Source organism: Acidaminococcus massiliensis, assembly GCF_900095825.1.
GTDB classification, from domain to species: Bacteria; Bacillota; Negativicutes; order Acidaminococcales; family Acidaminococcaceae; genus Acidaminococcus; species Acidaminococcus massiliensis.
Genome location: NZ_LT608315.1, coordinates 1,492,629 through 1,517,569, shown reverse-complemented (window position 1 = coordinate 1,517,569; position 24,941 = coordinate 1,492,629). Strand labels below are relative to the sequence as shown.

The following is a 24,941-nucleotide window of genomic DNA, read 5'->3' as shown; positions in this document are numbered from 1 at the left end:
TTCTCGTCCTTTTCCAGAGGCCGCTTACTTGGCAGCCTTGGCATCTTTGCCGAACCATTTGGTGTAGATCTTGTCATACTCCCCGTTCTTCTTCAGTTCAGCCAGAGCCTTGTTGAAATCTGCAGCCAGTTTGCTGTCCTTCTTGAAAGCAAAGCCGTAGGATTCCGCATCCATGGTGTCCCCTACGATCTTGTCCTTCTCCTTGCCTTCCTTAGTCAGGTAGTACTGGGCCACCGGTCTGTCGATGATCACTGCATCCACGCCCTTGTTTTCCAGTTCCAGGAATACTTCCGCATTGGTATTGAAGGAAGTGACTTTGGCTCCGGGGACCTTGGCCGCTTTGTCAGCCCCAGTGGTGCCGATCTGCACGGCGATTTTCTTGCCTTCCAGATCTTTCACACCCTTGACTTCGTTGTTGTCCTTGGTGACCACCACCACCAGGCCGGAAGTATAGTAAGGATCGGAAAAAGTCACTGCCTTCTTCCGTTCGTCAGTGATGCTCATGCCGGCAGCCACCACATCGATGTTCCCAGAATTCAGGGCCGGAATCAGGGCATCGAAGCCCATGTTCTGGATTTCCACTTTCTTACCCAGCTGCTTGCCGATGGCCCGAGCCAGGTCCATATCGAAACCGGCGAATTCCTTGGAATCTTTTTCCTGGAATTCAAAAGGAGCAAAGGTGGGTTCGGTCCCTACTTTGATCGCTTTTTGGTCATTGGCAGCCTGTTTGGTATCGCTCCCGCAGCCAGCTACAGCCAGCATCAGGGCAGCCAGTACGCACATTACAGCAGAGATTTTTTTCATGATCTTCCCTCCATCTTCATAATGTAATCATTATACAGCTTTGCGTATGTTTATACAACTGGTTTTCGAGAAAAGGGCGGTGTGGAAAAATTCACTCCATGGGTCGTGAGTCACGGGGCGCGAGCCCAAAAAGGGGCTGTTGCGCATGCAACAGCCCCTTTTTCTTTACTCCGCCTTGAACCACTTGTCGTAGATCTTCTGGTATTCCCCGTCCTTCTTCAGTTCAGCCAAGGCTTTGTTCAGCTTGTCGCACATGTCCTTGTTCTTCTTGGCTGTAGCGATGCCGTAGAAGTCGCCTTTCTTGGGAGTCCCCACGCTCTTGGCGTACTGGCTTCCCCCCTGTTTCAGGAAGTACTGGAGCACCGGCAGATCGCTGATCACTGCATCGGCTCCCCCGTTCTTCAGTTCCAGGCAGGCCAGATCCGAAGAATCGAAGGTCTTCACCTTCGCTCCCTCGATGGTTTCCGCATATTTGGCCCCGGTGGTGCCCAGCTGCACCGCAATGGTCTTGCCCTTCAGATCATCCAGGCCATTGATGGCTGTATTATCCTTCTTCACCACCGCCATCAATCCGGATTCATAATAGGGATCGGTGAAGTTCACCTTTTTCTTCCGTTCGTCGGTGATGCTCATCCCCGTGATAGATACATCGATGTTCCCAGATTCTAGTGAAGGGATCAGCCCATCGAAGGCAATGCTTTTGACGGTCACCTTTTCATATCCGGCTTTCTTGGCCAGGGCGTTGATCAGGTCGATGTCGAAGCCCATGACCTTGCCGTCTTTCTTGTCCGTAAATTCAAAGGGGGCAAAAGAAGGATTCGTCCCTACGATCAGTTCCTTCTTCTCTGCAGCCTTTTTGTCTCCGCTTCCCGTACCGCCCCCGCATCCGGCTGCTGCAGCGCAGAGCATCAGCCCGGCCAGGATTCCAGCGAACATCTTTATCTTTTTCATAAATATTCCTCCTTGTTGGCCCATATACAGGGTTTTGTGGGTTATGTTGTGATAATTATACATCAATATTAATTTTTATGCAATCGTAAATCTTTACCACAACCCCAGCAGCTTCCCCCATAGGCTGCCCAGACCTCCCCAGATCAGGAGGGACAGCAGGGAAAGGAGGAAACCGATTCCCCACCACCGGTTCTGAGAGACGTACCCGGCGCCAAAGAAGATAGGGGCCGGGCCGGAACCGTAATGGGTCAGGCAGCAGAACAGGCTGCTGAACCAGGCCAAGATGTAGGCCGCCATGGCTGGAGGCGCCCCGGCACTGGCCATCACCGTAAGGAAGGCGGCATACATGGCACTCACATGGGCAGTGCTGCTGGCAAAGAGATAATGGGAATAGAAATACACCAACCCCAGGACCACCATAGCTGCCAGGCCATTGGTACCGGCTACCAGCCCAGCCATCTCCTGGCTGAACCAGGGAATCATCCCCTTGGCGTTTAATTGGTTCGCCATCATCACCAAGATGGCGAACCAGATCAAGGTATCCCAGGCCCCCTTTTCGCTTTTCACATCCTCCCAGGAAAGGACCCCCGTAAGGAGCAGCAAGCAAAGACCGATGAAAGCGGTAAGGGTCTCGCTGATGCCCAGATATCTCCCTCCGGACCACAGAGCGATGAGCAGCAGGAAAATCAGCCCCATGACTTTCTCTTCCCGTTTCAGGGGACCCATGGCATCCAGCTTCTCCCGGGCCAAGGCCGGTGCCTCCGGCGTTTCCTTCAGCTCCGGCGGATCGATCCGGTAGATCACCAGGGGATACAGGAGCAAGGAAAGGATCCCGGGGACGCAGGAAGCAGCCAACCAACCGCCCCAGGTCATCTGGATCCCCAGCAGGTCTCCGGCGAAGCTGACGATCATGGGATTGGCAGCCATGGAGGTAAGGAATACGGCAGAAATCACTACGTCACACTGAAACACCACCGACACCAGGAAATTCCCCAGCCGTTTCTCCGTCCCCCGTTTGGGATCGGAGCCAAAAGTGGTGTTCAGGGACTGGACGATGGGAGCCAGGATCCCTCCCGCCCGGGCAGCATTGCTGGGCATGGCCGGTGCGATGATCAGATCGCTGGCCACCAAAGAATAGGCCAAGAACAGAGGTTTCCGGCCGAACCGCTCCACGAACAGGTAGGCGATCCGCTCCCCCAGGCCGGTTTTCACGATGCCCCGGGAGATAAAGAAGGCTACCACAACCAGCCAGATGGTAGGCAAACTAAACCCACTGAGCACTTCTTCCAAAGTCAGGGTCCCAGTGAGACACAGGGCTACAATGGCCAAGAGGGCCATATTTCCAGTAGGGATGGGTTTCAGGATCAGCCCCAGGATGGTGGTGGCAAAGATTCCGAAGACGTGCCAACCCGCCGGGGAAAGGCTCCCGGGAGGCGGCACCAGGAAGAACAGGGTGCCTAGGACCAGGCAGAAGCCGAATCGTTTCCATTTGCTTGCAGCTTTCAAAAAAAACAGACCTTCTTTCATGGAGATTGAGTTAGTCAGCAGCAACTGCTGCGTACAGTTTTCTATCATACTCCATAAAAGAAGATAAGAAAAGGGGCTGTTGCGCATGCAGCAGTCCCTGGGCCATGAGTCGCGGGCCGTGACCAGGGTGTAGATTTTTTCACACCCCTTTTTCAATTGTCAAAATAACTGGGATGTTTCGTTTCCAGTTCCCGGAGATACCCTTCCACATGGGCGTAGTTGTCATTGACGTATTGTTCCAGGTGGGGCCAATCCTTGTCTTTGATCCGCTGGATCAGCTTCCGGTGGTCCGGCAGGAAGCTCTCTCCATAGAGCTTTTCTTCCACATACAGGTTCAGGAACCGGCTGTACTGGATGTTATAGGTGCGGATCATATCCCATAGGTAGCTGAAGCCGGCGAATTCGAAGACGGTCCGGTGGAACAGGCTGTCATAGTCAAAAATGACTTTAACAGCGGAAGACCGATGCTTCATGGCGTCTTCCGCTTCGTCCATGATTTTCTTCAGTTGCTGCTGAAGGGGTTCCGTATCTTTTTCCAGGATCCGTTTGAGGATCTTTTCTTCCATGACGCACCGGAGATAGCGGCTTTCCATCAGGAGGCGCTTGTTCATGAGCACCACCTGGGTGCGGGATTTGGGAGCCACGGAAAGCAGATTTTCGTGTTTCAGGATGCTGAGGGCTTCCCGGATGGGGCTGCGGCTCATCTGGAAATAATTCTGCAGCAGGGGTTCACTGATGATTTCCCCCGGCCGGAGTGTAATCCGGATGATGCTTTCCCGGAGGCTCCGATATACGTAATCGCTGTTGGTTTCTCCCTCCAACCGGGGCATCTCATAGATTTCCATCCAACTTCACCTGCTTTCTCTTTTTTTCTCTTTTTTATTTAGTATATCACATTTTTGTCTCAGGATTCCGCAAATACAAATAATTTAACATTGCTTTAAAAAAGAGCTGTGAAAAATGACCGACAAAATGTACGGTACTTTTCACAGCCCTTGCTTCCTATTTACTCGTTATGCTGCTGAGGAGGCGTGCAGCACCCGGTATTGTTCTGGATATTGATGTTGTGGCCGGAATAGTTCCCCTCCACTTCTGCATGTTCTTTCTTGGCCGCGGCCAGGATCTTGGCGAAATCGATGCCTGTGTCGTAGCCCATTTCGTTGAACATCAATACCAGATCTTCCGTAGCCGTGTTGCCGGAAGCTCCCGGTGCGAAGGGGCAGCCCCCTAAGCCGCCCAGGGTGGATTGGACACCGCCGATGCCGGCTTCCACAGCCGCCAGGGTGTTCACCAAGCCCATGCCCCGGGTATCGTGGATGTGGACTTCGAAATGGGAATCCGGGAATTCTTCCAGGGAGGCTTTCACAAATTCCCGGACCTGTTTCGGATCCGCCAGGCCCACTGTATCGCACAGGGTGAAGGAACGGATCCCCATGTCATGGCCTCGTTTCAGGAAGGCCAAGAGAGGCTTCACATCATAGAACTTCCCTTCGAAGGGGCAGCCGAAAGCGGTGGCCACATCCAGGCACACTTCCATATCCTTTGAGAAATCCTTCACGATTTTTTCCAATCCTTCGAAGGATTCGTCTCTCGTCCGGTTGATGTTGGCCTTGTTGTGGGATTCGCTGAGGGAGATCACGTTGGTGACCTTCTTCATACCCACTTTCCGGGCGTTCTCTGCTCCCTTGTAGTTGGGGATCAGGGCGAACAGGTCCAGATCCGGATATTTCTTCAGGCAGGTCTCCGCCACCTGGGCCGCATCCCGCATTTGCGGGATGGCCTTGGGATGGACGAAGGAAGTGATCTGCATATGCTTCACGCCGGAGGCGATCAGGGAATCGATGATTTCCAGTTTCTTTTCTGCCGGCAGGTATTCTTTCAGGTTCTGGAACCCGTCACGGGGCCCCACTTCGACGATTTCGATTTTCTTTCCCATGATTTCCTGCACCTTCCCCTCAGATGACGCCTTTGTCTTTCAGTTCTGCCAGTTTCGCTGCATCATAGCCCAGGAACTTCTTGAAGATGGCTGCATTGTCTTCGCCCAGGAGAGGAGCTGCTTTCCGGATGCAGGCCTTGGTCCGGGTGAAGTGCTGGGGCGCGGCGGTGATGTTCAGTTTGCCGATGCCCGGCTGATCCATTTCCGGGAACATCTTCCGATCGCCGGCCACCTGGGGTTCCTTCACCAGACGGTCCAGGGTGTTCACCTGGCAGGAAGGTACGCCGGCTTTGTTCAAGGTTTCCACCACTTCGTCGATGGTGTACTGGCTGGTCCAATCGGAGACGATCTTCCGCATTTCCACATGGTTGGCCACCCGGTCCTTCACATCTTTGAACTTGGGATCGGTCTTCAATTCCGGTTTGCCCATCACGTCACAGAGGATGTCATAGAGCTTGTTGTTGGCGGTGCCGATGATCACGTTGCCGTCCTTGGCCGGGAAGGAATCATAGGGATAGGTAGATTCATACCGGTTGCCGATCCGCTGAGGGATCCGGCCCGTTGCCTGGTAGATCATGGTGATGTTTTCCATAGCCGCGGCCACGGAATCCACCAGAGCCACATCCACCTTTTCACCTTTGCCGGTCTTTACCCGGTTCACCAGGGCTGCCAGGACGCCGATGCACAGGTTCAGGCCGCCCAATACATCCCCGATGGGGGTGCCTACACGGGTGGGTTCGCCGCCGGGCCAGCCGGTGGTGCTCATCATGCCGCCCATGGCCTGGCCGATGATGTCATAGCCCGCCCGCCGGCTGTAAGGGCCGGTCTGGCCGAAGCCGGAGACAGCGCCGTAGATCAGGGAGGGGTTGATCTTGCTCAGGACATCGTCATAGCCCAGACCCAGTTTCTCCATGGTGCCGGGCCGGTAGTTTTCGATGACCACATCGGCCTGTTTCACCATTTCCTTGAACATCTCTTTGCCTTCCGGAGCTTTGAAGTTGATGGTGCAGCCATATTTGCTGCGGTTGAAGTTGGCGTAGTATACAGAGTTGTCGTTGATGAAGGGTCCCATGTGACGGGAATCATCCCCGCCCTTGGGGTTCTCGATCTTGATCACCGTGGCCCCCATATCGGCCAGGAGAGCGCAGCAGTAAGGCCCTGCCAGCACCCGGGTCAGATCCAGAACAACGACACCTTCCAAAAGACCTTTTGCATCATCCATTACTGATTACCTCCTAAAATCTATTGCACAAAAGCGGATTTTCCATCAAGCCACACCCATCATCATGGCAAACACAACCATAATGGCGGATACCAGCAGATCATATTTCAGAGAATACAGGATGTGATCCTTCAGCTGTACGCCAGCCAGGCCGATGGCCAGGAACGTGGTCGGTACGCAGGGAGAAATAGGAACACCGATGTTTTCGCCGATCAGCATGGCCAGGCCGACTTTTTCGGGGCTGCCCCCAACGGCCTTCACCACTTCGCCCACAACCGGCAGCAGAGAGTAGTAGTACAGATCCGGGCTGAATACCAGACCGACCACAGAACCCAGGATACCGATGATACGGCCTGCGTGGATCAGGAGAGCATGAGGCAGGACGCCCAGGATCAGGTTAGCCAGAGCAAGGGTCATGCCGGAGTCCTTGAAGATACCCAGGAATACGCCGGCGCACAGGAAAGTGGATGCCGTACCGATGGCGGTGCTGGCATGGTTTTCCAGGACTTTGGTCTGGGTAGCCAGGCCGCGGTAGTTCACGAAGGCGCCGATGCCGGTGCCCAACATGAAGGCCAAGTAAGCAGGGACTTTGGTGACCACCATGGATACGATCACGGCGATGGTCAGGATCAGGTTGAAGGCCAGCAGGTTCGGCCGTTTCAGGTCGTCTGTTTCCTGGTCGATCTGCGGGCCGTCCAGAGCGATGTTCTTGAAGTAATCCGGGCCGTATTCCTTGGTCAGGCGTTTCCGGTCCAGCATGCCGAACCAGACTGCCAGTGCCAGTGCTAATACCATACCCAGGAGTTCAGTGGGGAGGATTTTGACCCACAGGCCGTTCGGAGTTGCCGGAGTACCAAGGTTGGTCACGGTCGTCGCCGTACGGATGATGGTGCCGCCCCAGGGGACCATGTTCCAGTTCCCTGTGGTCACACCGATCAAGCACAGCATACTCAGTACATTCAGTTTCAGTTTTTTAAACAAAGGTAACATAGCAGGAATCGTAACCAGGTAAGTGGTAGCCGTAGCACCATCAGCCTGGGACACCAGAGCGATCAGGCAGGTGGTCAAATATACCTTGACGGGGTCGCTCCCGGAAATCTTGGTCAGCCCATGGACGATGGGATCGAACATCCCGGCGTCGCTCATCATCCCGAAATACATGATGGAGAAGATGAACAGGGTTGCATTGGACATGGTGGTCTTTACACCGCCGGCTGCCCATTTTTCAATGACAACACCGATCTGATCGCTGATGCTGAGGATCTCACCTTTGGGTCCGTTGATTCCTACGGTAAATACCAGTGCGATCCCGGCCAGGATTGGCAGGATGGAAAAGGCAATTACCGGGTGAGCCTTGTTCCTCATCAAGACGAACATCATGATACCGATCATTACGATTGCAATTATTGCGATCATTTTTTCCGCCTCCCATTTTGCTCGACAACTTTTGTCGACAATTCTTGTCGACAACAATATACCTCTTTCCCACAAAAAATGCAATAGGTTTTACTAGAATTTTTAGACATTTCTTTTTAATCTGACGGACTTACCCTGTCATTAAATTTATTATTTTTCCCGATTTTTCAGCAGTTTGTAAATTCATATTTCTATAAAGATAAATAAAAATAGTACTGTCTTTTCTGGACAGTACTATTTCGATGATTCCAACTTGGATCCTCTGCAATCAAAAGGATTCGGCCAACTAGGCGGCTCTTATCTTGAGGCTTCTGATTCCGGACTCCCTGCGATCCTCTCCGCCATCTCTTGTGCCCTTTGCTCCACTCCCTCATTCAGGAGGATGCTTCCCGGATCGTTGGCGGTCTCCATCAGGGCGAAATGGGGTGGCAGGAGAAACCTCTTGTTGCAGTTCAGGGCATCGATGATCTGCTCCGCCACGATGTCTCCCCCGCTGTAGCCGGAGACCACCAGGGCAAAGACCCGCTTTTTGGCGAATTCCAGGAAATCTTTCCTGTACAGAGCGGTCATCCGGTTGAAGAAAGCCATGATGTTGGCGCTCACCGCATCATTGTAATTGGGACAGCAGAACACCAGGGTATCGCTTTCCCGGATGGCAGGATACCCTTCTTCCACCATGACGCCCCCGTAAAAACAATCCCCCTGCTCCCCGAAATGAAGACAGGCTTCGTAACTGCAGCCCCGGCAATCCACCACGGTGCCGTTCCGCAGGTTCACTTCCCGCACCAGGGCCCGGCTGCCCATGGCACGGCGGACCAGGCTCCAAAGGAGCAGGGTGTTGGAGGTCTTCCGGCTGCTGGCATGGAACAGGGCGATCCGGTGCTTTCTCCCTTCCGGTACCGGAGCCCCCTGGAAGGCCAGGAGCTGTCTCACCAGCCGTTCCACGGCATTTTCGTAGGCTTCCAGGTTGTCCACTCCTTGGAGCTTGGCCTGGATGTTGAAATTGTACAGGGAGCCAGTAGCTTCCACAAGGGGAGCGCCGGGGAAGCTGCAGCCGGACCGGTTGGCCAGGAAAATCATCTCCCGGCCGGCCTTCTTGGTGAATAGTTCCTCCGCCCCGTCCACCACAACGCTGCCCACGCAGTTTTCCAGGCAGTGCCGGTGCTGGGAAACATAGGCAATGAGCTTGGCGAACCCCAGGCTCATGCCGCCCCGGGCCAGGTTCACCACAAAAAGCAGCCGCTGAGGTCCCCTAGGGCCCTCTTCCGGGAAGAGCCGGGCAAATTCCGCAGCTGTCCCCACCACCTGATGAGGATGGTCCCGGAGGGCCCTGGCCAGCACCCGGTCCACCCGCCCGGTATCCTCTTCTTCCTGCCATCCCAGCTTGATCACATAGAACATAGCAATCCCTTCCTGCAGCAGCCGGTCACTTCATCCGGCACAGATTCAGATAGGCCTGGCGGATCCGTCCGTAAAGGGCGGGGCAAAGAGCCGGATCCTCATATTCGAAACCTGTTTCCGTCAGCCGGTTCTTCAGGCCCAAGAAAGCTCCCTCTTCCTGGTCACCCAGATACAGGGATCCGTAATGCCAGGCCCCTCGGAGGGTCAGCAGGATGGAAAGGGCCGCACTGGAAAGAGCCGGCGCCAGATAGGGCTTATATCCCAGAGCCCGGACTTCCAGGTTGCAGGCCACTGTCTTTCGGGTCAGTTCCCGGGAGAGGGCATCATCGTACTGTTCCAGGCTGTCAGCGATCACCAGGTCCTGGCCATGGGGTCCGAAAGCCCGTCCTTCCGTAAGATAATGGCTCAGCTGGGGATCCTTTTCCGCATAGTAGCAGGCCCGGGCGTGCATGACCCCCAGCCCGTACCCCTGGACCTGCCAGGGCGCCAGGCCGGAGCTTTCCCAAAAGGCCCGGCACAGGTTGTCCACGGGATCGGAGACGATGCAGGCCAGCCCCTTATAAGCCGCCTTCCGAGCCAGTTCTCCGAAATGCCGGACCAGCTCACGGTTGGCCTCCAACTGGATCATCCGCATATCCCCCTTAGCCCCGATGGGAGGCGTGCCCTTGGTGGCACAGAAGATGAACACATCGCAGGCAAAGAGCCGGTCTTCCGGTATGATGTCCACAGGAGGCAGCACTTGTTCCTCGGTGGGGAAGGGATAGCGGATCTGGTTGATTTCGATTTCCAGCCGCTGGAGTTTTTTTTCGTCCAGGTCGCAGAGACCGATGGAAGCAATCTGGTCCGCCCCCAGGAGCCGGAGCCCCAGGAGCATGGTCCGGCCCACATCCCCCAGGGCCAGGATGTGCACCCGTTTCTTGGCCGGGAGCGCCGGCCGTCCAGCCAGGGATAGGGGATGGGAAACCCCCACTTCTTTCGGCAGATCGCTGATATGATACCATTCTTTTTCCATCTCTTTCGCTCCTTTCCAATGGACCGGCTCATTCGCCACCCCGGTTCCTTTCCTGCAGCCGGATGCCGCCTTCTCCCCAGCGCAGCCGCACCAGCCGTTCGATGTCGTTGTCGATGAAACGGGTGGGGTCCATGTTGGCGTCGAATTTCACCCCGATATCCATATCCGGGATCCGGAGCACGGAAAGCACTTCTCCCAGCCGCTTCAAAGTGAGCCGTTTTTCATACAGGGCCTGGTATTCGTCCTGGAGGGTCTCCATGATCAGCCGGGCATTCTGGAGACAGGTAAGGGAATAGAGGTTCACCGCATCCGCCTCTCCGCCGCAGATGAATTCTGGCTTCACATAGGGCAGGATCAGGTTCACCGAAGGATTCCGGTCATAACCGCTGTAGTTGTTGGCATTATCGATGCTGTCCCCGCCGATGAAGGGATAGCAGTCCCGCTCGTTGAGCCACAGTTCCAGGGACGGCAGGAAGTAAGCGCTTTCACAGTGGAGGCCCTGCTGGGCCATCAGGTCCATGGCATAGCCGGTCATGACCCCCACCAATACTTCCCGGACTTCCACGTCGTTCTTTTTCAGATAGGGCGTGAGCATCCGCATCCGATGCCCTTTTTCCAGCAGATCGTCGATGAGGATCACCGGCCGGCGGAAGGACCGGATGGTCTTCACCTGGTTATCCACGGTAGCGTAATGATGAGCTTCCGCCAAGGTAAACCCCTTCACGGCCCGATTGAAGTACTTTTCGATATGGAGGGCTTTGGTTACCGTGTTAGGCACCAGCACATCGCTGAGGGCCTTCCCGAAGGGGACGGACATGTAGGGTCCCCGCCGTTTCTTGGGATCTTCCAAGGTGGAGACCCCATTGAGCCGGGCCACTTTCTGGATGATCCGGTAGTGCATGGCGCTGGGGTTGAAGGAAAGGATCAGTTTCCCCGGATAGAGCCTCCGGAGCACCCGCAGGAGATTGTTGTGGGCCCGATCCAGGGCCCGGAGCACCCGGGGATTCTTGTTGAAGGGATTCTTGATGGTGGTTTCCACATCCCGGAACAATACCACCGGGGATTTGATCTGGACGGCATAAAGAGGATGGGACGCCCCTTCCGGAGCGATATCCACAAAGCCCTGGCGGACCAAGGCTCCGATGGCCTCTTCCCGATAGCCGGAAGGATCCACCGGATGGTAAACCACATAAGTGAAATCCCGGTTGATCAGTTCCGTCATCATCTCCGTCAGGAGGATCTGTCCTGGATGGGAGATGGGACTGTCCCCGCTGACCGCAAAATACCCCAGGGCCGCAATGCGCCCAGAAGCTTCTTCCCGGATGTGTTCTGCCGCCTGGGGATCCTGGAATTCCAGGAGCAGTTCCCGGACCGGCACCTGGTGCACCGCTCCGAAAGCCGCCAGATGTTTCCCCCGTTCCCCGCTGTCCACATATTGGGTAAAGACCTTCGGCCGGCCGTCTTCGCCCCGCCATTCCAGATAGCGCCGGAGCAGCAGGCCGTCCGTCCCCTTTCCTTCCAAGAGTTCCGGAAGATGGGGCAATTCCTCCCCTTTCCGGGGCCGGAATTCTCCGATGCCGATTTCCCTGGCTTCCAAGATGTGCTTATAGGCAGGTTCCCGGAGATACAAATTGTTTGCATAGATGAAGTTCTGGGCCACCGGGTCTATGAGAGCGGAAATATCCCGGTTCTGATCGATATTCTCCCGGATCCGGGTGGAACTCACATCCTCGTAGAATTTATCCAGCCGCAGATGGAGGATCTTTCCCCGGATCTTCTTTTCCGCGGTCTTTTCCTGTTCCTGCCGGGCCGGAGCATCCGTGTACCAGTTGGAATTTTCCCGAGTCTCCCTCTGGAATATGATATGGTTCACCGAATGGATGGAATCTTCCGCCGGCTCCAGCCGGTAAGCCGAGGCATTTTCCACCACATCGGATCCCACAGCCAGGTACAGTTCCTTGTGGGCAAAGATTGCCTTCAGTTTCCGGATATCTTCCGGGTTGGCGATGTTCACCGGCAGGTTCTCCGAGAAGGGATAGATATCCTCCATATCCGCCACGGACATGTTCATGATTTTCCGGCGCATGAGCCGGGGCTGGGTGTGTTTAGACCAGGAGAATTCATCCAGGGCCAGATACACTGTAAACCCCATATCCCGGATCCGCCGGGCCACTGCTTTGTGTCCGCTGCTGAAGGGATCGAAGGTGCCGGGGTAGAAGCAGACCTTCCGCTTTGCGGGGAAGGCGAAGCCGCCCCCTTGGGCTTCCACCCGGCCGATGTATCGGTACAAATGGTTCAGGACCGCCGCATTGCTGTAGAAATCCAGTTTCCCTTCAGTATTTTCGTTGAGGAGCACCCAGATCTTCTTGCAGCTGTGGAGGAAAAGGAAATCCTTCCGGCCATCCGACATCTGCCGGCTGCGGAACACGTAAGCGGCCAGGTCCCGGAAAGCATCCCGGCTCAGTTCCCGGTTGTAATGGGCAAAGGCCCGGAGGATGGCGTAGAGCAGCCGGAGCTGGCGTTTTTCGTTTTCTCCCCCCGCTCCGGGGAACCGATCTGCAAATGCCTGGAAATTTTCCAGCACTACCCCCATGGTATCCACCGCCGCCCCGGCCAGCTGGAAATTGGTGGAATCCATGTCTTCCCGGAGGGAAGAGAGGAATTCATCCAGTTCCTCCGGCAGCAGCTTCAAGATCATCCGGCCCAGGTATTCCGGCACGTATTTGGTGATTTGCAGGTCCCCGATTTCCAGGCCGTTGAACAGCTCCACCGCCATTTCGTTGCGCTGGGCGTAAGTCATGGAATCGGCGATCTCCAGAAGTGCTTCTCCGGCCGCCTGGCGCACGGCCAGGTATTCGCTGACCTTCACCAAGTTGCACAGATGCATCCCCAAGTGCATCACATTCCCCGGTTCTTTCCGGTGCAGCAGGGCGTGGCACATGAGATGGATGTTGGCCATCTTGATCATCCAGTGGACCCCACTTTTCAGGTCTTCTAGGAAGAGGCTGCTTTCCCTTTCGGCAAAAGCCTGGGGATCTTCCGGCAGGTCCATGGTCCGGAGCAGCTGGAGGACGAAGGTTCCTTTTCCTGCTTTTTCCCCGAAGAGATGGTGGGCAGCATAAAGGGCTCCGATCCGCACAATGAGGATGGGATCCCCCGCCGCTTCTTCCAGTGTCTGCTCTACTTTTTGGCAAAATTCCCTAGTGAGATCTTCCGGACGGAGGAACAGCAGAGCCTGGAGCAGGGTCATCCGCTGTTCCGGAGTAGGCGCCGGCAGCTGATACCAGCCCGCCAGCACGTCCAGATAGGGGGCAGTGGGATGCTCTTCTTCGACGATGTTGGCCTGGGCCGTCCCCAGCCGCTGGTACCGGGTGGCCAGCACCGACCGGACAAAGGGTCCCAGACAGGAGCCGATCCGGTTCTTGTGCTGCTGGGTATAGCGCCGCTCCGGATCGATGATCTGGTCCAGGTACTGCCGGAACAAGGTCTGGTTGGTGACCTTCTTCCGGGGTAGCAGCACCCCCTGTGGCAGTTCCTTGGTGTAGCGTTCGTTGAAATTGGCTACGATCTTCCCCATGAGAGTGGCTGCCTGGACTCGGATGTCCTCTTCCTGGTGGCTCAGGAGCTCATACAGGAACTGGAGGGTCATCAGCTTCTGCCGTTCCGTCATGTAAGTGGAATATTCTTCAAAGATGCTGATATAGGCTCTGAGGTTCTTCCAGTTCTGCTCGCTGCGGGCGGCTTCGATCAGGTTGCCGAAATCCCGCTCGCTGCGGAAAAGGCTCATGAGCCGGATGTTGTGGGCAATGGCGGCATATTTCAGCTGGCGGACCACCTCTTCTCCTTCCAGGAGGACATTTTCCCGCCGGGGCCGGACTTTTTCCTGGCGCGGTGCCGAGGCAAAATCAGCCGGCAGTTCCGTGGTGACCCCCATTTCTTCCATATAGGCCTCGAAATCCGCCAGTTTCATATACACCTTCTGGTAGCGCTGGCGCTTGGCCCCATCCACATCGTCCAGCTTCCGGAGGATTACGTCAAAGGCTTCCCGGAGGGTGTAGAAACGGACCACTTCCTTCCCATCCTGATCCCGGAAGCTTTTCACCCGGAAATCTGCATAAATCAGCAGCAGGGATTCCACAGACAGGTTCTCCAATTCCAGATCCCACACCGAATGGTTGGCAGCAATGTGCCCCATCTGGGGCAGCCCTTCCCGTTCGCAGAAAAGGTCCGTATAATAATAATGGAGGTAGGGGACTCGTTTCTCCTCTCCTTTCTTGCAGCCGTATTTGCCCATATCATGGACTGCCGCAGCCCCGGCAATGAGGGCCACATCCACCGGCACCCCCTGTTTGTGGAGCTGCCGGGCCATAAACACCGCCACATAGGACACCCCGCCGATATGCCCCAAGGTATTGAAGGGAGTCACTTCCGTCCCCAGGCGCATGAATTCGTACAAATACCGGTCCCGGACCAAGGTGCAGAACCGCAGATATTCCCGGGTATAATGTTCCTTCCGGACTTCTTTCACCGGCAGCAGGGCAATGTTCATCCGGGGATCGAAGGGACAGCGGAGCTTTTCGTAATGGTACAGGCCCCGGAGGAGCTGGAGCAGGGTCCGCCGTCCGGCTCCGTAGCGGAGGGCGGCTTCCGGAGGCTCCGGTTCCGTGGTTTCCGGGAAGATCTGACGGAGCAGATACTGGTAGCAGTCAGACAGCCAGCCTTGGGGCGGTTCATCCGCCAGGACCGGCAGGAAGCCTCGGAGGATCTCCAAAGCAGCCGAGGCAGAGAACCGGCCTTGGGGATCGGCGGTGCTTTCCAGGAGGGGACAGGCTTCCTCCAGACGGCAGGCTTTGAGCTGCTGCTGTACCTGTTCCAAGGTAAGGCCTACAGCTTTGCAGAAGGCCGGCGTGCGCACCGCCTCCTGGAGCGATTCCCATAAATTGATTGTATTTTCCATCTCTTTCATGAAAGTTCTCCCAGACAAGTGGTACTTTTCTGTCATCGATGGTTCCATTATAGCACGGAAAAAGGGGGTGCTGCACGCGCAGCACCCCCTTTTCACACTTTACCACACCCCTATCACCTTTCCCCACAGGCAGCCCAGGCCGCCCCAGACGGCAAGGTGGAACAGGGATAGGAGGAAACCGGTTTTCCACCATTCTTTCTGGGTCAGGCAGCCCATACCGAAAAAGATGGGAGCCGGACCGCAGCCGTAATGGGTCAGGCAGCCGAACATGCTGCTGAACCAGGCCAGCACATAGGCCCCCATGGCAGAGGGTGCCCCAGCGCTGACCATGACGCCGAGAAATGCCGCATACATAGCGCTCACATGAGCGGTACCGCTGGCAAAAAGATAATGGGAGTAGAAATAGATGAGGGCCAGCACCGTCATGGCCGTAAAGCCACCGGCACCGGATACCAGGAGCCCCATCTCCCGGCTGAACCAGGGGATCATCCCCTTGGCATTCATCTGGTTGGCCAGCATCACCAGGACGGAGAACCAGACCAGGGTATCCCAAGCCCCTTTCTCCCCTTTTACGTCCTCCCATTCCAGCACCCCGGTCAGGAGCAGCAGACAGAGGCCGATGAAGGCTGTGAGAGTTTCATGGATGCCCAGGCTGTGTCCCCCTGCCCACAGGAGGATGAGGAGCAGGAAAATGGCCACCATGGCCTTTTCTTCTTTTTTCAGAGGACCCATCTCTTTCAGTTTCTGCCGGGCAAAGGCCGGCGCCTCCGGGGTTTCCTTCAGCCGAGGCGGAAAAAGCCGGTACAGGAGCAGCGGGACCAGGAGCACGGAAACCACCCCGGGCAGCCAGGAAACAGCCAGCCAACCGCCCCAGGTCATCTGGACTCCGGCCACGCTCCCTGCAAAGCTGACCGCCATGGGATTGGCTGCCATGGAAGTGAGGAAAATGGCAGAAATGACCAGATCGGTGTGGAAGATGGCAGGGACCAGGAACCGCCCCAGCCGATCTTCCGTCCCCTTTTCCGGATCAGAATCGAAGGCCAGGTCCAAGGATTTCACGATGGGAGCCAGGATCCCTCCCGCCCGGGCCGTGTTGCTGGGCATGGCCGGGGCCATCAGGACATCGCTGGCAATGAGGGAATAGGCCAAAAAGAGGGTCCTTTTCCCGAAGCGCTCCACAAACAGATAAGCGATCCGCTCTCCCAGGCCGGTCTTGATGATGCCCCGGGAAATGAAGAAGGCCGTCACGATCAGCCAGATGGTGGAATTGGAAAACCCGCTGAGGGCCTCCTCCAGTTCCAAAGTGTGGGTCAGGCACAGGACCGTCAGGGAAAGGAGAGCCACCGCCCCCATGGGCAGGGGCTTCAGGATCAATCCCACAATGGTGGCGGCAAAGATGCCGAACACATGCCAGCCGGCAGGAGCAAGATCCCCCGGGGCCGGGATCAGGAAGAAAGTGATTCCCAGGAAGATACAAAGGGACAGTTGTTTCCATTTTTTCGAAACGGTCAAGAGATACATCCTTCTTTCTTTAGAATTTCATCAGATTTTTTTATTGTACCTCATTTAAATTGTTCGGAAAAAGAAAAAATTGGAAACTTTTCCGGTGCTCAGTAGACCGGTGTCCATTTGGCGGACCGGACCAGCGTCTGGGGATCGGAAAATTCCTTCCCGGCCAGGCCTTCCTTCCGAGCTTCTCCTGCCACCGCAGCGGCCACCGTTTCGGAAAAATCCATGAGCCGAGAAACCGGCGGCAGGACGGCAGCACCGGGCTGGGCCGGATCCACGATGCCCCCCAAGGAATGGGCGGCGGCAGAAATCATCCCGTCGGTGAGGAGCCGGGCCTGGCTGGCAATGACCCCCAACCCCAGCCCCGGATAGATCAGGGCATTGTTGGCCTGGCCGATGGCGTAAGAGACACCATTATATTCCACCGGTTCCGAGGGGATCCCGGTGGCTACCAGGGCCCGCCCTTCCGTCCAACGGATCAAGTCAGAGGCTTTGGCTTCTGCCAGTTCCGTGGGATTGCTCAAGGGGAAGATCATGGGACGGATGCAGTGGGAAGCCATTTCTCGGACGATGGATTCTGTAAAGGCGCCGGCACAGGTGGAGGTCCCCACCAGGATGGTGGGATGGATGGCGGCCGCTGCTTTTTCCAGAGTGTCCAGCCGGGCCCCAGGAGCAAACTCCTCCCGCTTCCGGGCAAAGGGCTTCTGTTCCGGTGTCAGGTCTTCCATATCGTCAAAGAGCAGGCCCTGCTTGTCCACCAGGTAGAATCTCTGCCGGGCTTCTTCCGCGGTCAGCCCTTGTTCCTGCATTTCCAGATAGATCCGCCGGACGATGCCGCAGCCGGCCGTCCCTGCTCCGAAGCACAGGTATTTCTGGTCCCGGAGCTTTTCTCCCGTAATGGCCAGGCCTCCCAGGATCCCAGCCAAAGTAATGATCCCCGTCCCTTCGATATCGTCATTGAACACGGGATGGGCGTTTTTGTATTTATCCAGCAGTTGAGCCGCATGGTCCCGGCCGAAATCTTCGAAATGGAGGTACAGCCCCGGGAAGAGCCGCTCCGCCGTGGCTACGAACCGGTCCACGAAGGCCAGGTACTTTTCCCCTTTCACCCGGCTGTGGCGCACCCCCAAATAGAGGGGATCTTCCAGCAGGCTCTGCCGATTGGTCCCGGCGTCCAGCACCACGGGCAGCACCTGGGAGGGATCGATGCCGGCTGCCGCCGTATAGACCATCAGCTTCCCGGTGGAGATGCTGACCCCGTTGGTTCCCCAGTCTCCGATGCCAAGGATGGCTTCCCCGTCAGTGACCACCATGAGCCGGATCCGGCGACCTTCCGCTCCGTTCACCAGAGCCTGTTCCAACTGGTCCTGCCGGTCGATGGAAAGGTACACCGCATTCTGGGGCGTCACGAAGAAATCACTGTAGTTCCGGATGCTTTCCGCAATCCCCGGATCGTACACAATGGGCATGAATTCCTTCACATGCTGCTGGAATAGGGCATAGAACAGGGTCCGGTTCCGGCTGAAAAGGTTCATGAGGTAATGGCGTTTGGCGCTGACCCCTTCCCTGTTCCGGACATTCCCATACGCCTGGTCCACCTGTTCCTGGAGCGTCTGGACCACAGGAGGCAGGATTCCCACCAAGCCGAATTGTTCCCGTTCCTCTTCCGTAAATGCCGTACCTTTATTCAAAAAGGGATCATTAATCCGTGCATAGCCTTTTTTCATCTGTATCGCACCTTTCTTTTTTCTGATGCTCCTGTTATACTCTATTAGGATAACTTTGTGAACTATCAATTTGTTGTTTTACATAACTGTAGGTTATATTTTAAGAAAGGCGGATGTCCATGCGTCTATCCCTGATCCCCACATTTGCTGCGGTCTGCCAGTGGGGGACGTTCTCCCGGGCGGCAGAAAAACTGCACATCTCCCAGCCCGCCGTCTCCAAAGCCATCAAAGAACTGGAACAGGACTGCGGGGTGGCCCTGTTCGAACGGCAGCACAGCACCATTTCTTTGACCCCAGAAGGCCGGAAGTTGTGGGAAGGCTGCCAGCGCTGGCTGAAAGAAAGCGAGGAACTAGAAAAACTGGCAGCTTCCCTAAAGACCGGCCGGCAGATCCTGCGGATCGGAGTTGTCCCCATGTGCGGGAATACCATCTTTCCCCAGCTCCACCGGGAATTTTTGGCAGCCCATCCCTATTTCCAGCTCCGGACGGTAGAAGATACCGCCAGTGTACTCTACGGCCTCCTGGACCGTCAGGAACTGGACCTGATCCTGTGCGTCACCAACCATCTGCCCCTGCCTCCTTACCACTGCCGAGTGCTGAAAAAGAGCCGGCTGGAACTGTTCACCGCTCCGGAGAATCCCCTGGCCCAGAAAAAGGAAGTATCCTTCCAGGACTTGGCCGACCAGCCCCTGGTGCTATTCCCGGATACCTTCGGCCAGACCCGCTACCTCCGCCGGCTCTTCGCCCAAGCCCGGACGGAACCCCAGATTCTCCACCAGACCAGCCAGGTGTTCACCATCCTATCCTATATCCGCTCCGGTGCCGGGGTAGGGTTCCTTTCTGAAGAATTCGCCCAAGTGGAAAAGGAGCTGGCAGCCATTCCCCTCCAAGGGGTCCCCGCGGCCAGCATCAACCTGGTGTGGCTCCAGGATCCCCGGACTCATCCAGCCTTAGGAAAATTCCTGGCCTTTGTGAAAAATGAGGCTGTAAAAAAATGAAAAGCTATTCTTTCACGGCTTCATTTTTCCCCGCCCTCTTTTCTTCTACTGGTTCCATAGGGTATACTATAGACAACTCTACGGAAGGAAAAGCGATTTATGGAAATTCTTTTTTTGGGCACGGGGCATGCCATCTCCACCCGCTGCTACAACACCTGCTACGTCCTGCGGCAGAATGAACGGTACCTTCTGGTGGACGGGGGCGGGGGCAACGGGATCCTGCGGCAGCTCCAGCGGGCCCGTCTCCCCTGGCAGAAGATCAAGGACATCTTTGTGACCCACCGACACATGGACCATGTATTGGGGGTGTTCTGGCTCATACGGATGATCGTCAAGGCTATGAAACGGGGGACTTATGTGGGGGAAGCCCGGATCTATGGCCATGAGGAAGTGATCCATCTGCTCCGCTCCACGGCAGCTCTGCTGCTGGATCCAGGGGATCTGGGATTCCTGGATACCCGGCTCCATTTCATCCCGGTGGAAGACGGGGAGACCCTGAAGATCCGTGGCTGGGATGTGACCTTTTTCGACATCCATTCCACCAAGGCCCGGCAGTTCGGCTATACTCTGGAAAGCAATGGGCACAAGCTGGGCTGCTGCGGGGATGAACCTCTGAACGACGCCAATTTCACCCGGCTGGCCGGGAGCCAGTGGCTGCTCCACGAGGCCTTCTGTCTCTACCGGGACCGGGAACGGTTCCGTCCCTACGAAAAGCATCACTCCACGGTCCGGGAAGCCTGTGAAAATGGGGACCGGCTCCAGGTCCCCAATCTGATCCTGTACCACACGGAAGACACCTGCCTTCCCCAGCGGAAGGCCCTCTACACCGCCGAAGGGAAAACATATTACAAGGGGAATCTGTTCATCCCCAACGACCTGGAGTGCCTGAAAGTGTGGTAAAAAAAGAAAGGACTCCTCAATACCCTATGCACTATCCCAACATTACATCCGGCCGGTTCCTGGCCCGGCCCAATCGATTCATCGCCCAGGTGGAGATCGGTGGCCGGGAAGAAACCTGCCATGTGAAGAATACCGGCCGCTGCCGGGAACTGCTGGTCCCCGGGGCCAGGGTCTACCTGACAGCCAGCGGAAATCCCAAACGGAAGACCAAGTATGACCTGGTGGCCGTGGAAAAAGGGACCCGGCTGATCAACATGGATTCCCAAGCCCCCAACAAAGTGGTCCAAGAATGGCTGGAACAGGGCGGTCTCCCCGGTCTGACCCGGATCCAGCCGGAATACCGGTATGACCAGTCCCGCTTCGACTTCTATCTGGAACAGGGCAGCCGGAAAGCCTTCCTGGAAGTCAAGGGCGTTACCTTGGAAGAAAATGGGGTGGTCCGCTTCCCCGATGCCCCTACCGCCCGGGGGGCCAAGCACCTCCACGAACTGATCCGAGCCGGCCGGGAAGGATACGGAGCCTATGTGTTCCTGGTGATCCAGATGGAAAACGTGGACCATTTCGAACCCAACTGGAAAACAGATCCGGATTTCGGCCAAGCTCTCCTGGACGCCCAAGAGGCCGGCGTCCATCTCCTGGCCTATGACTGCCAAGTAACCCCTGATTCCCTATGGATCGGGAAAGAAGTACCGGTAAAGATAAAATAGAGGCTGTGAAGAAATGAGAAATGAGCTGACCCCCAATTGTTAGACCAAAAATCTAACAATTGGGGGTCAGTTTTTTATGGCAAAACACAGCTATGAATTTAAGAAAAAAATAGTACTGGAATATTTGAACAGTGACGAAGGGTGTATTTCTATTTCACGTAAATATGGGATGGCAAGTAGCAGCCAGCTGCTAAAGTGGGTTGCTGCTTACAAGGCATTTGGTGATGATGGACTGAAAAGATCCCGCTCTCAAAAAATATACTCTTTCAAAGAAAAACTTTCTGTGGTAGAGTCTTACTTAACAAATGAAATCTCATATCAGGAACTAGCAATTCAAGTAGGGATCAACAACCCATCAATGATTGCCAGATGGGTCAATGAATTTAGAATTGCGGGACCAGATGCTTTACGGTCACATAAAAAAGGCAGGAAGAGAACTTTGAACAAATCTCAAACCAAAAAAACAGATACCCAGGTTCAGCAGCCGATGGTCGACATCAGTGTGGAACATGTCAAGGAGTTAGAGGATGAAAATCTTAAACTCCGTATAGAGAATGCTTTTTTAAAAGAACTGAGGAGACTGCGTTTAGAGGACGAAGCAAAAATGAGAGAGTTGCGAAAATCATCTCCAGTCTCCGAAGATCATTCAAATTGAAAGACCTTCTCTCCTATACTCAAATGCCCAAAGCGACCTATATGTACTGGCAGAAACGGTTTGACCGCGTGAATCCAGACCAGGAAGTAGAGGACAAAATACAGGAAATCCGCAGCCAGCATAAAGATTATGGATATCGGCGCATGACCGGTGAGCTGAAGAATCAAGGGATTTGCGTGAACAAGAAGAAAGTTCAACGTATCATGCAGAAACTGAGCCTTCAGGTAACATCCTTTACCCGGAAAAGCCGTAAATACAGTTCCTATAAGGGTAAGGTAGGGACCATTGCTCCGAATAGAATACATCGTCGTTTTGAGACGAATATCCCACATCAGAAGATTACGACCGATACTTCAGAATTCAAATATTATGAAGTAGATACACAGGGACATCTGACCCTGCACAAGCTTTATCTGGATCCTTTCCTGGACATGTTCGATGATGAAATCATCAGCTATGGAATAGCCAAACGTCCTTCGGCTGAAAGCATACTGGAAGCTCAAGCTGAAGCAATCGAAATTACTGCTGATTGTCCATATCGAAGAACGTTTCACTCCGATCAGGGCTGGGCATACCAAATGAAGGCCTATACCAGGAAACTAAAAAAAGAACGAATTTTTCAGAGCATGTCTCGAAAGGGTAACTGTCATGATAACGCTGTAATGGAAAACTTTTTCGGCTTAATGAAACAGGAAATGTATTATGGAGTGATCTACTACAGCTACGAAGAACTAAAAGCCGCTATCGAACGATACATCAAATACTATAACGAACAAAGGATCAAGGAAAAACTGGGCTGGAAAAGTCCTGTTCAATACAGGCTTTCTTTGCTGGCAGCATAAAAAAGTAACGAGACAGTAAAAACCATCTCGTTACTAAGGTCTAACTTTTTGGGGTCACATCAAAATCCATTTCTTCATAGCCTCTCCTTTTCGTTTTCATGGAGCTATTATTTCACAGCCCCTTTTCTCATATCCCCCGGCACCGGTGCCTGGAGAAACAGTTCTTTTCCAGTCCGGGGATGGCAGAACCGGACGGTCCAGGCGTGGAGAGCTTGACGCTGCAGGATGGGGTGGGTTTTCCCATACAAAGGATCTCCCAAAAGAGGATGCCCTTCGTGGGCGAAATGGACCCGGATCTGGTGGGTACGGCCGGTGAGGAGATGGATCCGGAGCACCGTATACTCCTCCCCTTCTGCCAGGATTTCATAGTCCGTTACCGCAGGCCGGCCGTCGGGACGCACGGTCCACCGATCCACACCTTCTTCCGCCCGTCCGATAGGGTGAGCAATCCGGCCCTGGTGATATTCCAGATGGCCTTCACAGATGGCCAGATATTCCCGGTAAATCTGGCTGTGACTCTTGGTCAGGGCATGTTTGGCGAAGGCAGATTTAGCCACCAGCAGGATGCCGGTGGTGTCCCGGTCCAGCCGGTACAGGGGATGGATGCCGCAGGCCTGTCCCGTCCTGCGGAAATAGCCTCCCACTGCCTGGACCAGGGTATCCCGTGCCCCTGCCCAGGTAGGATGGATCAGCATGGCCGCCGGTTTGTCCACAGCCAGCAGGTCTTCATCTTCATACAAAATGGAAAGGGGCAGCTGGACCGGGATCACCGCCGCCGTTTCTTCCCAACGGAGGACCAGCCGGTCCCCGGCTTCCAGCCTGTGGGAGGGACTCCTGACCAAGGACCCATTCACAGTGATGGTTCCGTTCCATTTGATCCTCCGCCACAGTTTTTCGGAAAGGTGCAGAGGGCCCCGTGCCGCCTGGCGCACACAGCACCCGGCATGATCCCCATCCACTTGGTAAAGCAGTTCCATGGCTTGCTCCTTTGTAAAGGGGGGCTGCTACACATGATCCGCAGCAGCCCCCCTTTTTCTCAATACTTTTTCAAAAATCTCTTGAAGAACTCCACGCTGCCCTGCAGGGCGTCGGCGGGAATCTTTTCGTCTACCTGGTGGGCAGCTCCCCAGCGGGGATCCTCCACATAGCCGGAGAACAGCATCACATTGTCAGCGATCCGCCGATAATAGTGGCTGTCGGTGCCTCCCAGCATCAGGAAGGGTACGGTCCGCACCCGGTTTCCGTACTGTTCCTGCAGGGCCTGTTCCGCCGCCTCCACTCCATGGCTTTCCGGATCCGAGGCCGGGAGAGGATCCTTCCCGGAAACATGGCGGATCTCCACCCCTTCCGGCAGGAACTGGCGGAAATACCGTTCACAAGATTCCACCGTATCCCCCTGGAGTACCCGGATGCTCATCTGGGCAGCTGCATGGCTGGGCAGTACATTGGGCTGCTTGCTGGCTTCCGCCATAGTAAAGGCGATGGTGGTATGGAGCAGGGCATCCAGAGCCGGATCATCCTGGGCCAGCCGGCACAGTTCTTCCCAGTGTGCCTCCGGTTCCAGGAAGATTTCCTTTGTCCGTCCCTCCTTCAGAGCGGCCATCCCCGCCAGCTGAGCTTTGGCCAGAGGGGTGAGCCGGTAGGGAAACGGATGGCTTTCGATGGCCACAATGGCTTTGGCTAAAGTCCCCAAAGCGGTCCCTTTTCCGGGTCGGCTGGAATGGCCTCCGGGAGAGTCCTTCCAGATTTCAAAGTTCACCGGAGATTTTTCCGCCAGCCCAATCCGAGCTTCCAGGAGATTCCCCGAAGGGAACAGACCGCCCCCTTCGTCTACCACGGTGCCCAGCCGGACGCCCTTCTCTTCCAGGTGCCGGGTGAGCTTTTCCGCTCCATCCACATCATTTTCCAGGTATACTTCCTCGCTGTAGCCCAGGGACAGGTACAGGTCGTAAGACGGCCGCCAGCCTTCTGCCAGCAGGGTTTCCACCGCTTCCAGTTCCGCCAGCAGCAGGTGCTTGCAGTCGGTGGTGCCCCGGCCGCAGATGCAGCCGTCGATGATTTCGCCTCCAAAAGGATCGAAGGTCCACTGGCGACCGTCCCCCACTTCCACCACATCCTGATGGGCCATGAGCAGCAGGGGTTTCTTCCCGCTGCCGCTTCCTTCCAAATAGAACTGGAGACCCGCCTGGCCCACCTTGTCCACTTCCATCAGGCGGAAGATGTGAGGATAGAATTCCCGGAAGGCTGCATGGAGTTTCTCGAACTGGCTCCAGTCCACCTGGTCCACATTGGCGTTGGAGACGGTGGCGCACTGGATGAACCGCTGGAGACGGGCTGTATATTTTTCTTCTGTCACAGGGATCCTCTC

General features: G+C 55.6%; 19 protein-coding genes. 5 read left to right on the top strand and 14 right to left on the bottom strand.

Going from position 1 to position 24,941, the window contains the following annotated elements:
• Positions 1-24: 24 nt before the first annotated feature.
• The 12 genes from BQ2657_RS07430 to BQ2657_RS07375 form a co-directional block, all read right to left on the bottom strand.
• Positions 25-804: a basic amino acid ABC transporter substrate-binding protein gene (locus BQ2657_RS07430; RefSeq protein WP_083236204.1), complete on the bottom strand. Its 780-nt coding sequence runs from the start codon at positions 802-804 to the stop codon at positions 25-27.
• A gap of 165 nt (positions 805-969) precedes the next feature.
• Positions 970-1,755, bottom strand: a complete 786-nt coding sequence (locus BQ2657_RS07425) for a basic amino acid ABC transporter substrate-binding protein (RefSeq protein WP_075580055.1) — start codon at positions 1,753-1,755, stop codon at positions 970-972.
• 93 nt (positions 1,756-1,848) lie between these two features.
• The gene (locus tag BQ2657_RS07420; protein ID WP_075580054.1) at positions 1,849-3,282 is read right to left on the bottom strand and encodes an anion permease; all 1,434 of its coding nucleotides are present in this window, start codon (positions 3,280-3,282) and stop codon (positions 1,849-1,851) included.
• A 152-nt stretch (positions 3,283-3,434) separates the two neighbouring features.
• The gene (locus BQ2657_RS07415) at positions 3,435-4,127 is read right to left on the bottom strand and encodes a GntR family transcriptional regulator (RefSeq protein WP_075580053.1); all 693 of its coding nucleotides are present in this window, start codon (positions 4,125-4,127) and stop codon (positions 3,435-3,437) included.
• Positions 4,128-4,288: 161 nt separating this feature from the next.
• Positions 4,289-5,218, bottom strand: coding sequence for a hydroxymethylglutaryl-CoA lyase (locus BQ2657_RS07410; RefSeq protein WP_075580052.1), 930 nt, complete (start codon positions 5,216-5,218; stop codon positions 4,289-4,291).
• A 19-nt stretch (positions 5,219-5,237) separates the two neighbouring features.
• A complete protein-coding gene (locus BQ2657_RS07405; RefSeq protein WP_075580051.1) occupies positions 5,238-6,440 on the bottom strand; it encodes a CaiB/BaiF CoA transferase family protein in 1,203 nt (400 codons plus the stop codon).
• Positions 6,441-6,485: 45 nt separating this feature from the next.
• A complete protein-coding gene (locus tag BQ2657_RS07400) occupies positions 6,486-7,856 on the bottom strand; it encodes an SLC13 family permease (RefSeq protein ID WP_075580050.1) in 1,371 nt (456 codons plus the stop codon).
• A gap of 297 nt (positions 7,857-8,153) precedes the next feature.
• Positions 8,154-9,257, bottom strand: coding sequence for a flavodoxin family protein (locus BQ2657_RS07395; RefSeq protein ID WP_075580049.1), 1,104 nt, complete (start codon positions 9,255-9,257; stop codon positions 8,154-8,156).
• A 25-nt stretch (positions 9,258-9,282) separates the two neighbouring features.
• Positions 9,283-10,269, bottom strand: coding sequence for a lactate/malate family dehydrogenase (locus tag BQ2657_RS07390; RefSeq protein ID WP_075580048.1), 987 nt, complete (start codon positions 10,267-10,269; stop codon positions 9,283-9,285).
• Positions 10,270-10,297: 28 nt separating this feature from the next.
• Positions 10,298-15,235 carry a nucleotidyl transferase family protein gene (locus BQ2657_RS07385; protein WP_075580047.1) on the bottom strand — a complete coding sequence of 1,646 codons (4,938 nt, stop codon included), beginning with the start codon at positions 15,233-15,235 and terminating at the stop codon, positions 10,298-10,300.
• Between the two features lie 99 nt (positions 15,236-15,334).
• Positions 15,335-16,756, bottom strand: coding sequence for an anion permease (locus tag BQ2657_RS07380; RefSeq protein ID WP_075580046.1), 1,422 nt, complete (start codon positions 16,754-16,756; stop codon positions 15,335-15,337).
• An 89-nt stretch (positions 16,757-16,845) separates the two neighbouring features.
• On the bottom strand, positions 16,846-18,471 hold the full coding sequence (locus tag BQ2657_RS07375) for a malolactic enzyme (protein WP_075580045.1): 1,626 nt from the start codon (positions 18,469-18,471) through the stop codon (positions 16,846-16,848).
• Positions 18,472-18,590: 119 nt separating this feature from the next.
• Here BQ2657_RS07375 and BQ2657_RS07370 point away from each other — a divergent pair, with 119 nt between their 5' ends.
• The 5 genes from BQ2657_RS07370 to BQ2657_RS13655 all read left to right on the top strand — a co-directional run bounded on the left by BQ2657_RS07370 (position 18,591) and on the right by BQ2657_RS13655 (position 22,573).
• Positions 18,591-19,469, top strand: a complete 879-nt coding sequence (locus tag BQ2657_RS07370; protein ID WP_143224852.1) for a LysR family transcriptional regulator — start codon at positions 18,591-18,593, stop codon at positions 19,467-19,469.
• A gap of 99 nt (positions 19,470-19,568) precedes the next feature.
• Positions 19,569-20,369 carry an MBL fold metallo-hydrolase gene (locus BQ2657_RS07365; RefSeq protein ID WP_075580043.1) on the top strand — a complete coding sequence of 267 codons (801 nt, stop codon included), beginning with the start codon at positions 19,569-19,571 and terminating at the stop codon, positions 20,367-20,369.
• A 26-nt stretch (positions 20,370-20,395) separates the two neighbouring features.
• The gene (gene sfsA, locus BQ2657_RS07360) at positions 20,396-21,076 is read left to right on the top strand and encodes a DNA/RNA nuclease SfsA (RefSeq protein WP_075580042.1); all 681 of its coding nucleotides are present in this window, start codon (positions 20,396-20,398) and stop codon (positions 21,074-21,076) included.
• Between the two features lie 76 nt (positions 21,077-21,152).
• Positions 21,153-21,731, top strand: a complete 579-nt coding sequence (locus tag BQ2657_RS13660) for a helix-turn-helix domain-containing protein (RefSeq protein WP_075578809.1) — start codon at positions 21,153-21,155, stop codon at positions 21,729-21,731.
• Positions 21,698-22,573, top strand: coding sequence for an IS3 family transposase (locus tag BQ2657_RS13655; protein ID WP_408607743.1), 876 nt, complete (start codon positions 21,698-21,700; stop codon positions 22,571-22,573). Before BQ2657_RS13660 ends, BQ2657_RS13655 begins: the two co-directional genes overlap by 34 nt.
• A gap of 107 nt (positions 22,574-22,680) precedes the next feature.
• Here BQ2657_RS13655 and BQ2657_RS07345 read toward each other — a convergent pair whose 3' ends face one another.
• Positions 22,681-23,550 (bottom strand): RluA family pseudouridine synthase, encoded by an 870-nt coding sequence (locus BQ2657_RS07345; RefSeq protein ID WP_075580041.1) that lies wholly within the window; start codon positions 23,548-23,550, stop codon positions 22,681-22,683.
• 59 nt (positions 23,551-23,609) lie between these two features.
• Positions 23,610-24,929, bottom strand: coding sequence for a M20/M25/M40 family metallo-hydrolase (locus BQ2657_RS07340; protein ID WP_232709033.1), 1,320 nt, complete (start codon positions 24,927-24,929; stop codon positions 23,610-23,612).
• Positions 24,930-24,941: the final 12 nt, after the last annotated feature.

What these genes read in the sequence shown, in the direction of transcription:
- BQ2657_RS07430 (WP_083236204.1), bottom strand. Translation starts at nt 804, where the DNA reads ATGAAAAAAATCTCTGCTGTAATGTGCGTACTGGCTGCCCTGATGCTG.
- BQ2657_RS07425 (WP_075580055.1), bottom strand. Translation starts at nt 1,755, where the DNA reads ATGAAAAAGATAAAGATGTTCGCTGGAATCCTGGCCGGGCTGATGCTC.
- BQ2657_RS07420 (WP_075580054.1), bottom strand. Translation starts at nt 3,282, where the DNA reads ATGAAAGAAGGTCTGTTTTTTTTGAAAGCTGCAAGCAAATGGAAACGA.
- BQ2657_RS07415 (WP_075580053.1), bottom strand. Translation starts at nt 4,127, where the DNA reads ATGGAAATCTATGAGATGCCCCGGTTGGAGGGAGAAACCAACAGCGAT.
- BQ2657_RS07410 (WP_075580052.1), bottom strand. Translation starts at nt 5,218, where the DNA reads ATGGGAAAGAAAATCGAAATCGTCGAAGTGGGGCCCCGTGACGGGTTC.
- BQ2657_RS07405 (WP_075580051.1), bottom strand. Translation starts at nt 6,440, where the DNA reads ATGGATGATGCAAAAGGTCTTTTGGAAGGTGTCGTTGTTCTGGATCTG.
- BQ2657_RS07400 (WP_075580050.1), bottom strand. Translation starts at nt 7,856, where the DNA reads ATGATCGCAATAATTGCAATCGTAATGATCGGTATCATGATGTTCGTC.
- BQ2657_RS07395 (WP_075580049.1), bottom strand. Translation starts at nt 9,257, where the DNA reads ATGTTCTATGTGATCAAGCTGGGATGGCAGGAAGAAGAGGATACCGGG.
- BQ2657_RS07390 (WP_075580048.1), bottom strand. Translation starts at nt 10,269, where the DNA reads ATGGAAAAAGAATGGTATCATATCAGCGATCTGCCGAAAGAAGTGGGG.
- BQ2657_RS07385 (WP_075580047.1), bottom strand. Translation starts at nt 15,235, where the DNA reads ATGAAAGAGATGGAAAATACAATCAATTTATGGGAATCGCTCCAGGAG.
- BQ2657_RS07380 (WP_075580046.1), bottom strand. Translation starts at nt 16,756, where the DNA reads ATGTATCTCTTGACCGTTTCGAAAAAATGGAAACAACTGTCCCTTTGT.
- BQ2657_RS07375 (WP_075580045.1), bottom strand. Translation starts at nt 18,471, where the DNA reads ATGAAAAAAGGCTATGCACGGATTAATGATCCCTTTTTGAATAAAGGT.
- BQ2657_RS07370 (WP_143224852.1), top strand. Translation starts at nt 18,591, where the DNA reads ATGCGTCTATCCCTGATCCCCACATTTGCTGCGGTCTGCCAGTGGGGG.
- BQ2657_RS07365 (WP_075580043.1), top strand. Translation starts at nt 19,569, where the DNA reads ATGGAAATTCTTTTTTTGGGCACGGGGCATGCCATCTCCACCCGCTGC.
- sfsA (WP_075580042.1), top strand. Translation starts at nt 20,396, where the DNA reads ATGCACTATCCCAACATTACATCCGGCCGGTTCCTGGCCCGGCCCAAT.
- BQ2657_RS13660 (WP_075578809.1), top strand. Translation starts at nt 21,153, where the DNA reads ATGGCAAAACACAGCTATGAATTTAAGAAAAAAATAGTACTGGAATAT.
- BQ2657_RS07345 (WP_075580041.1), bottom strand. Translation starts at nt 23,550, where the DNA reads ATGGAACTGCTTTACCAAGTGGATGGGGATCATGCCGGGTGCTGTGTG.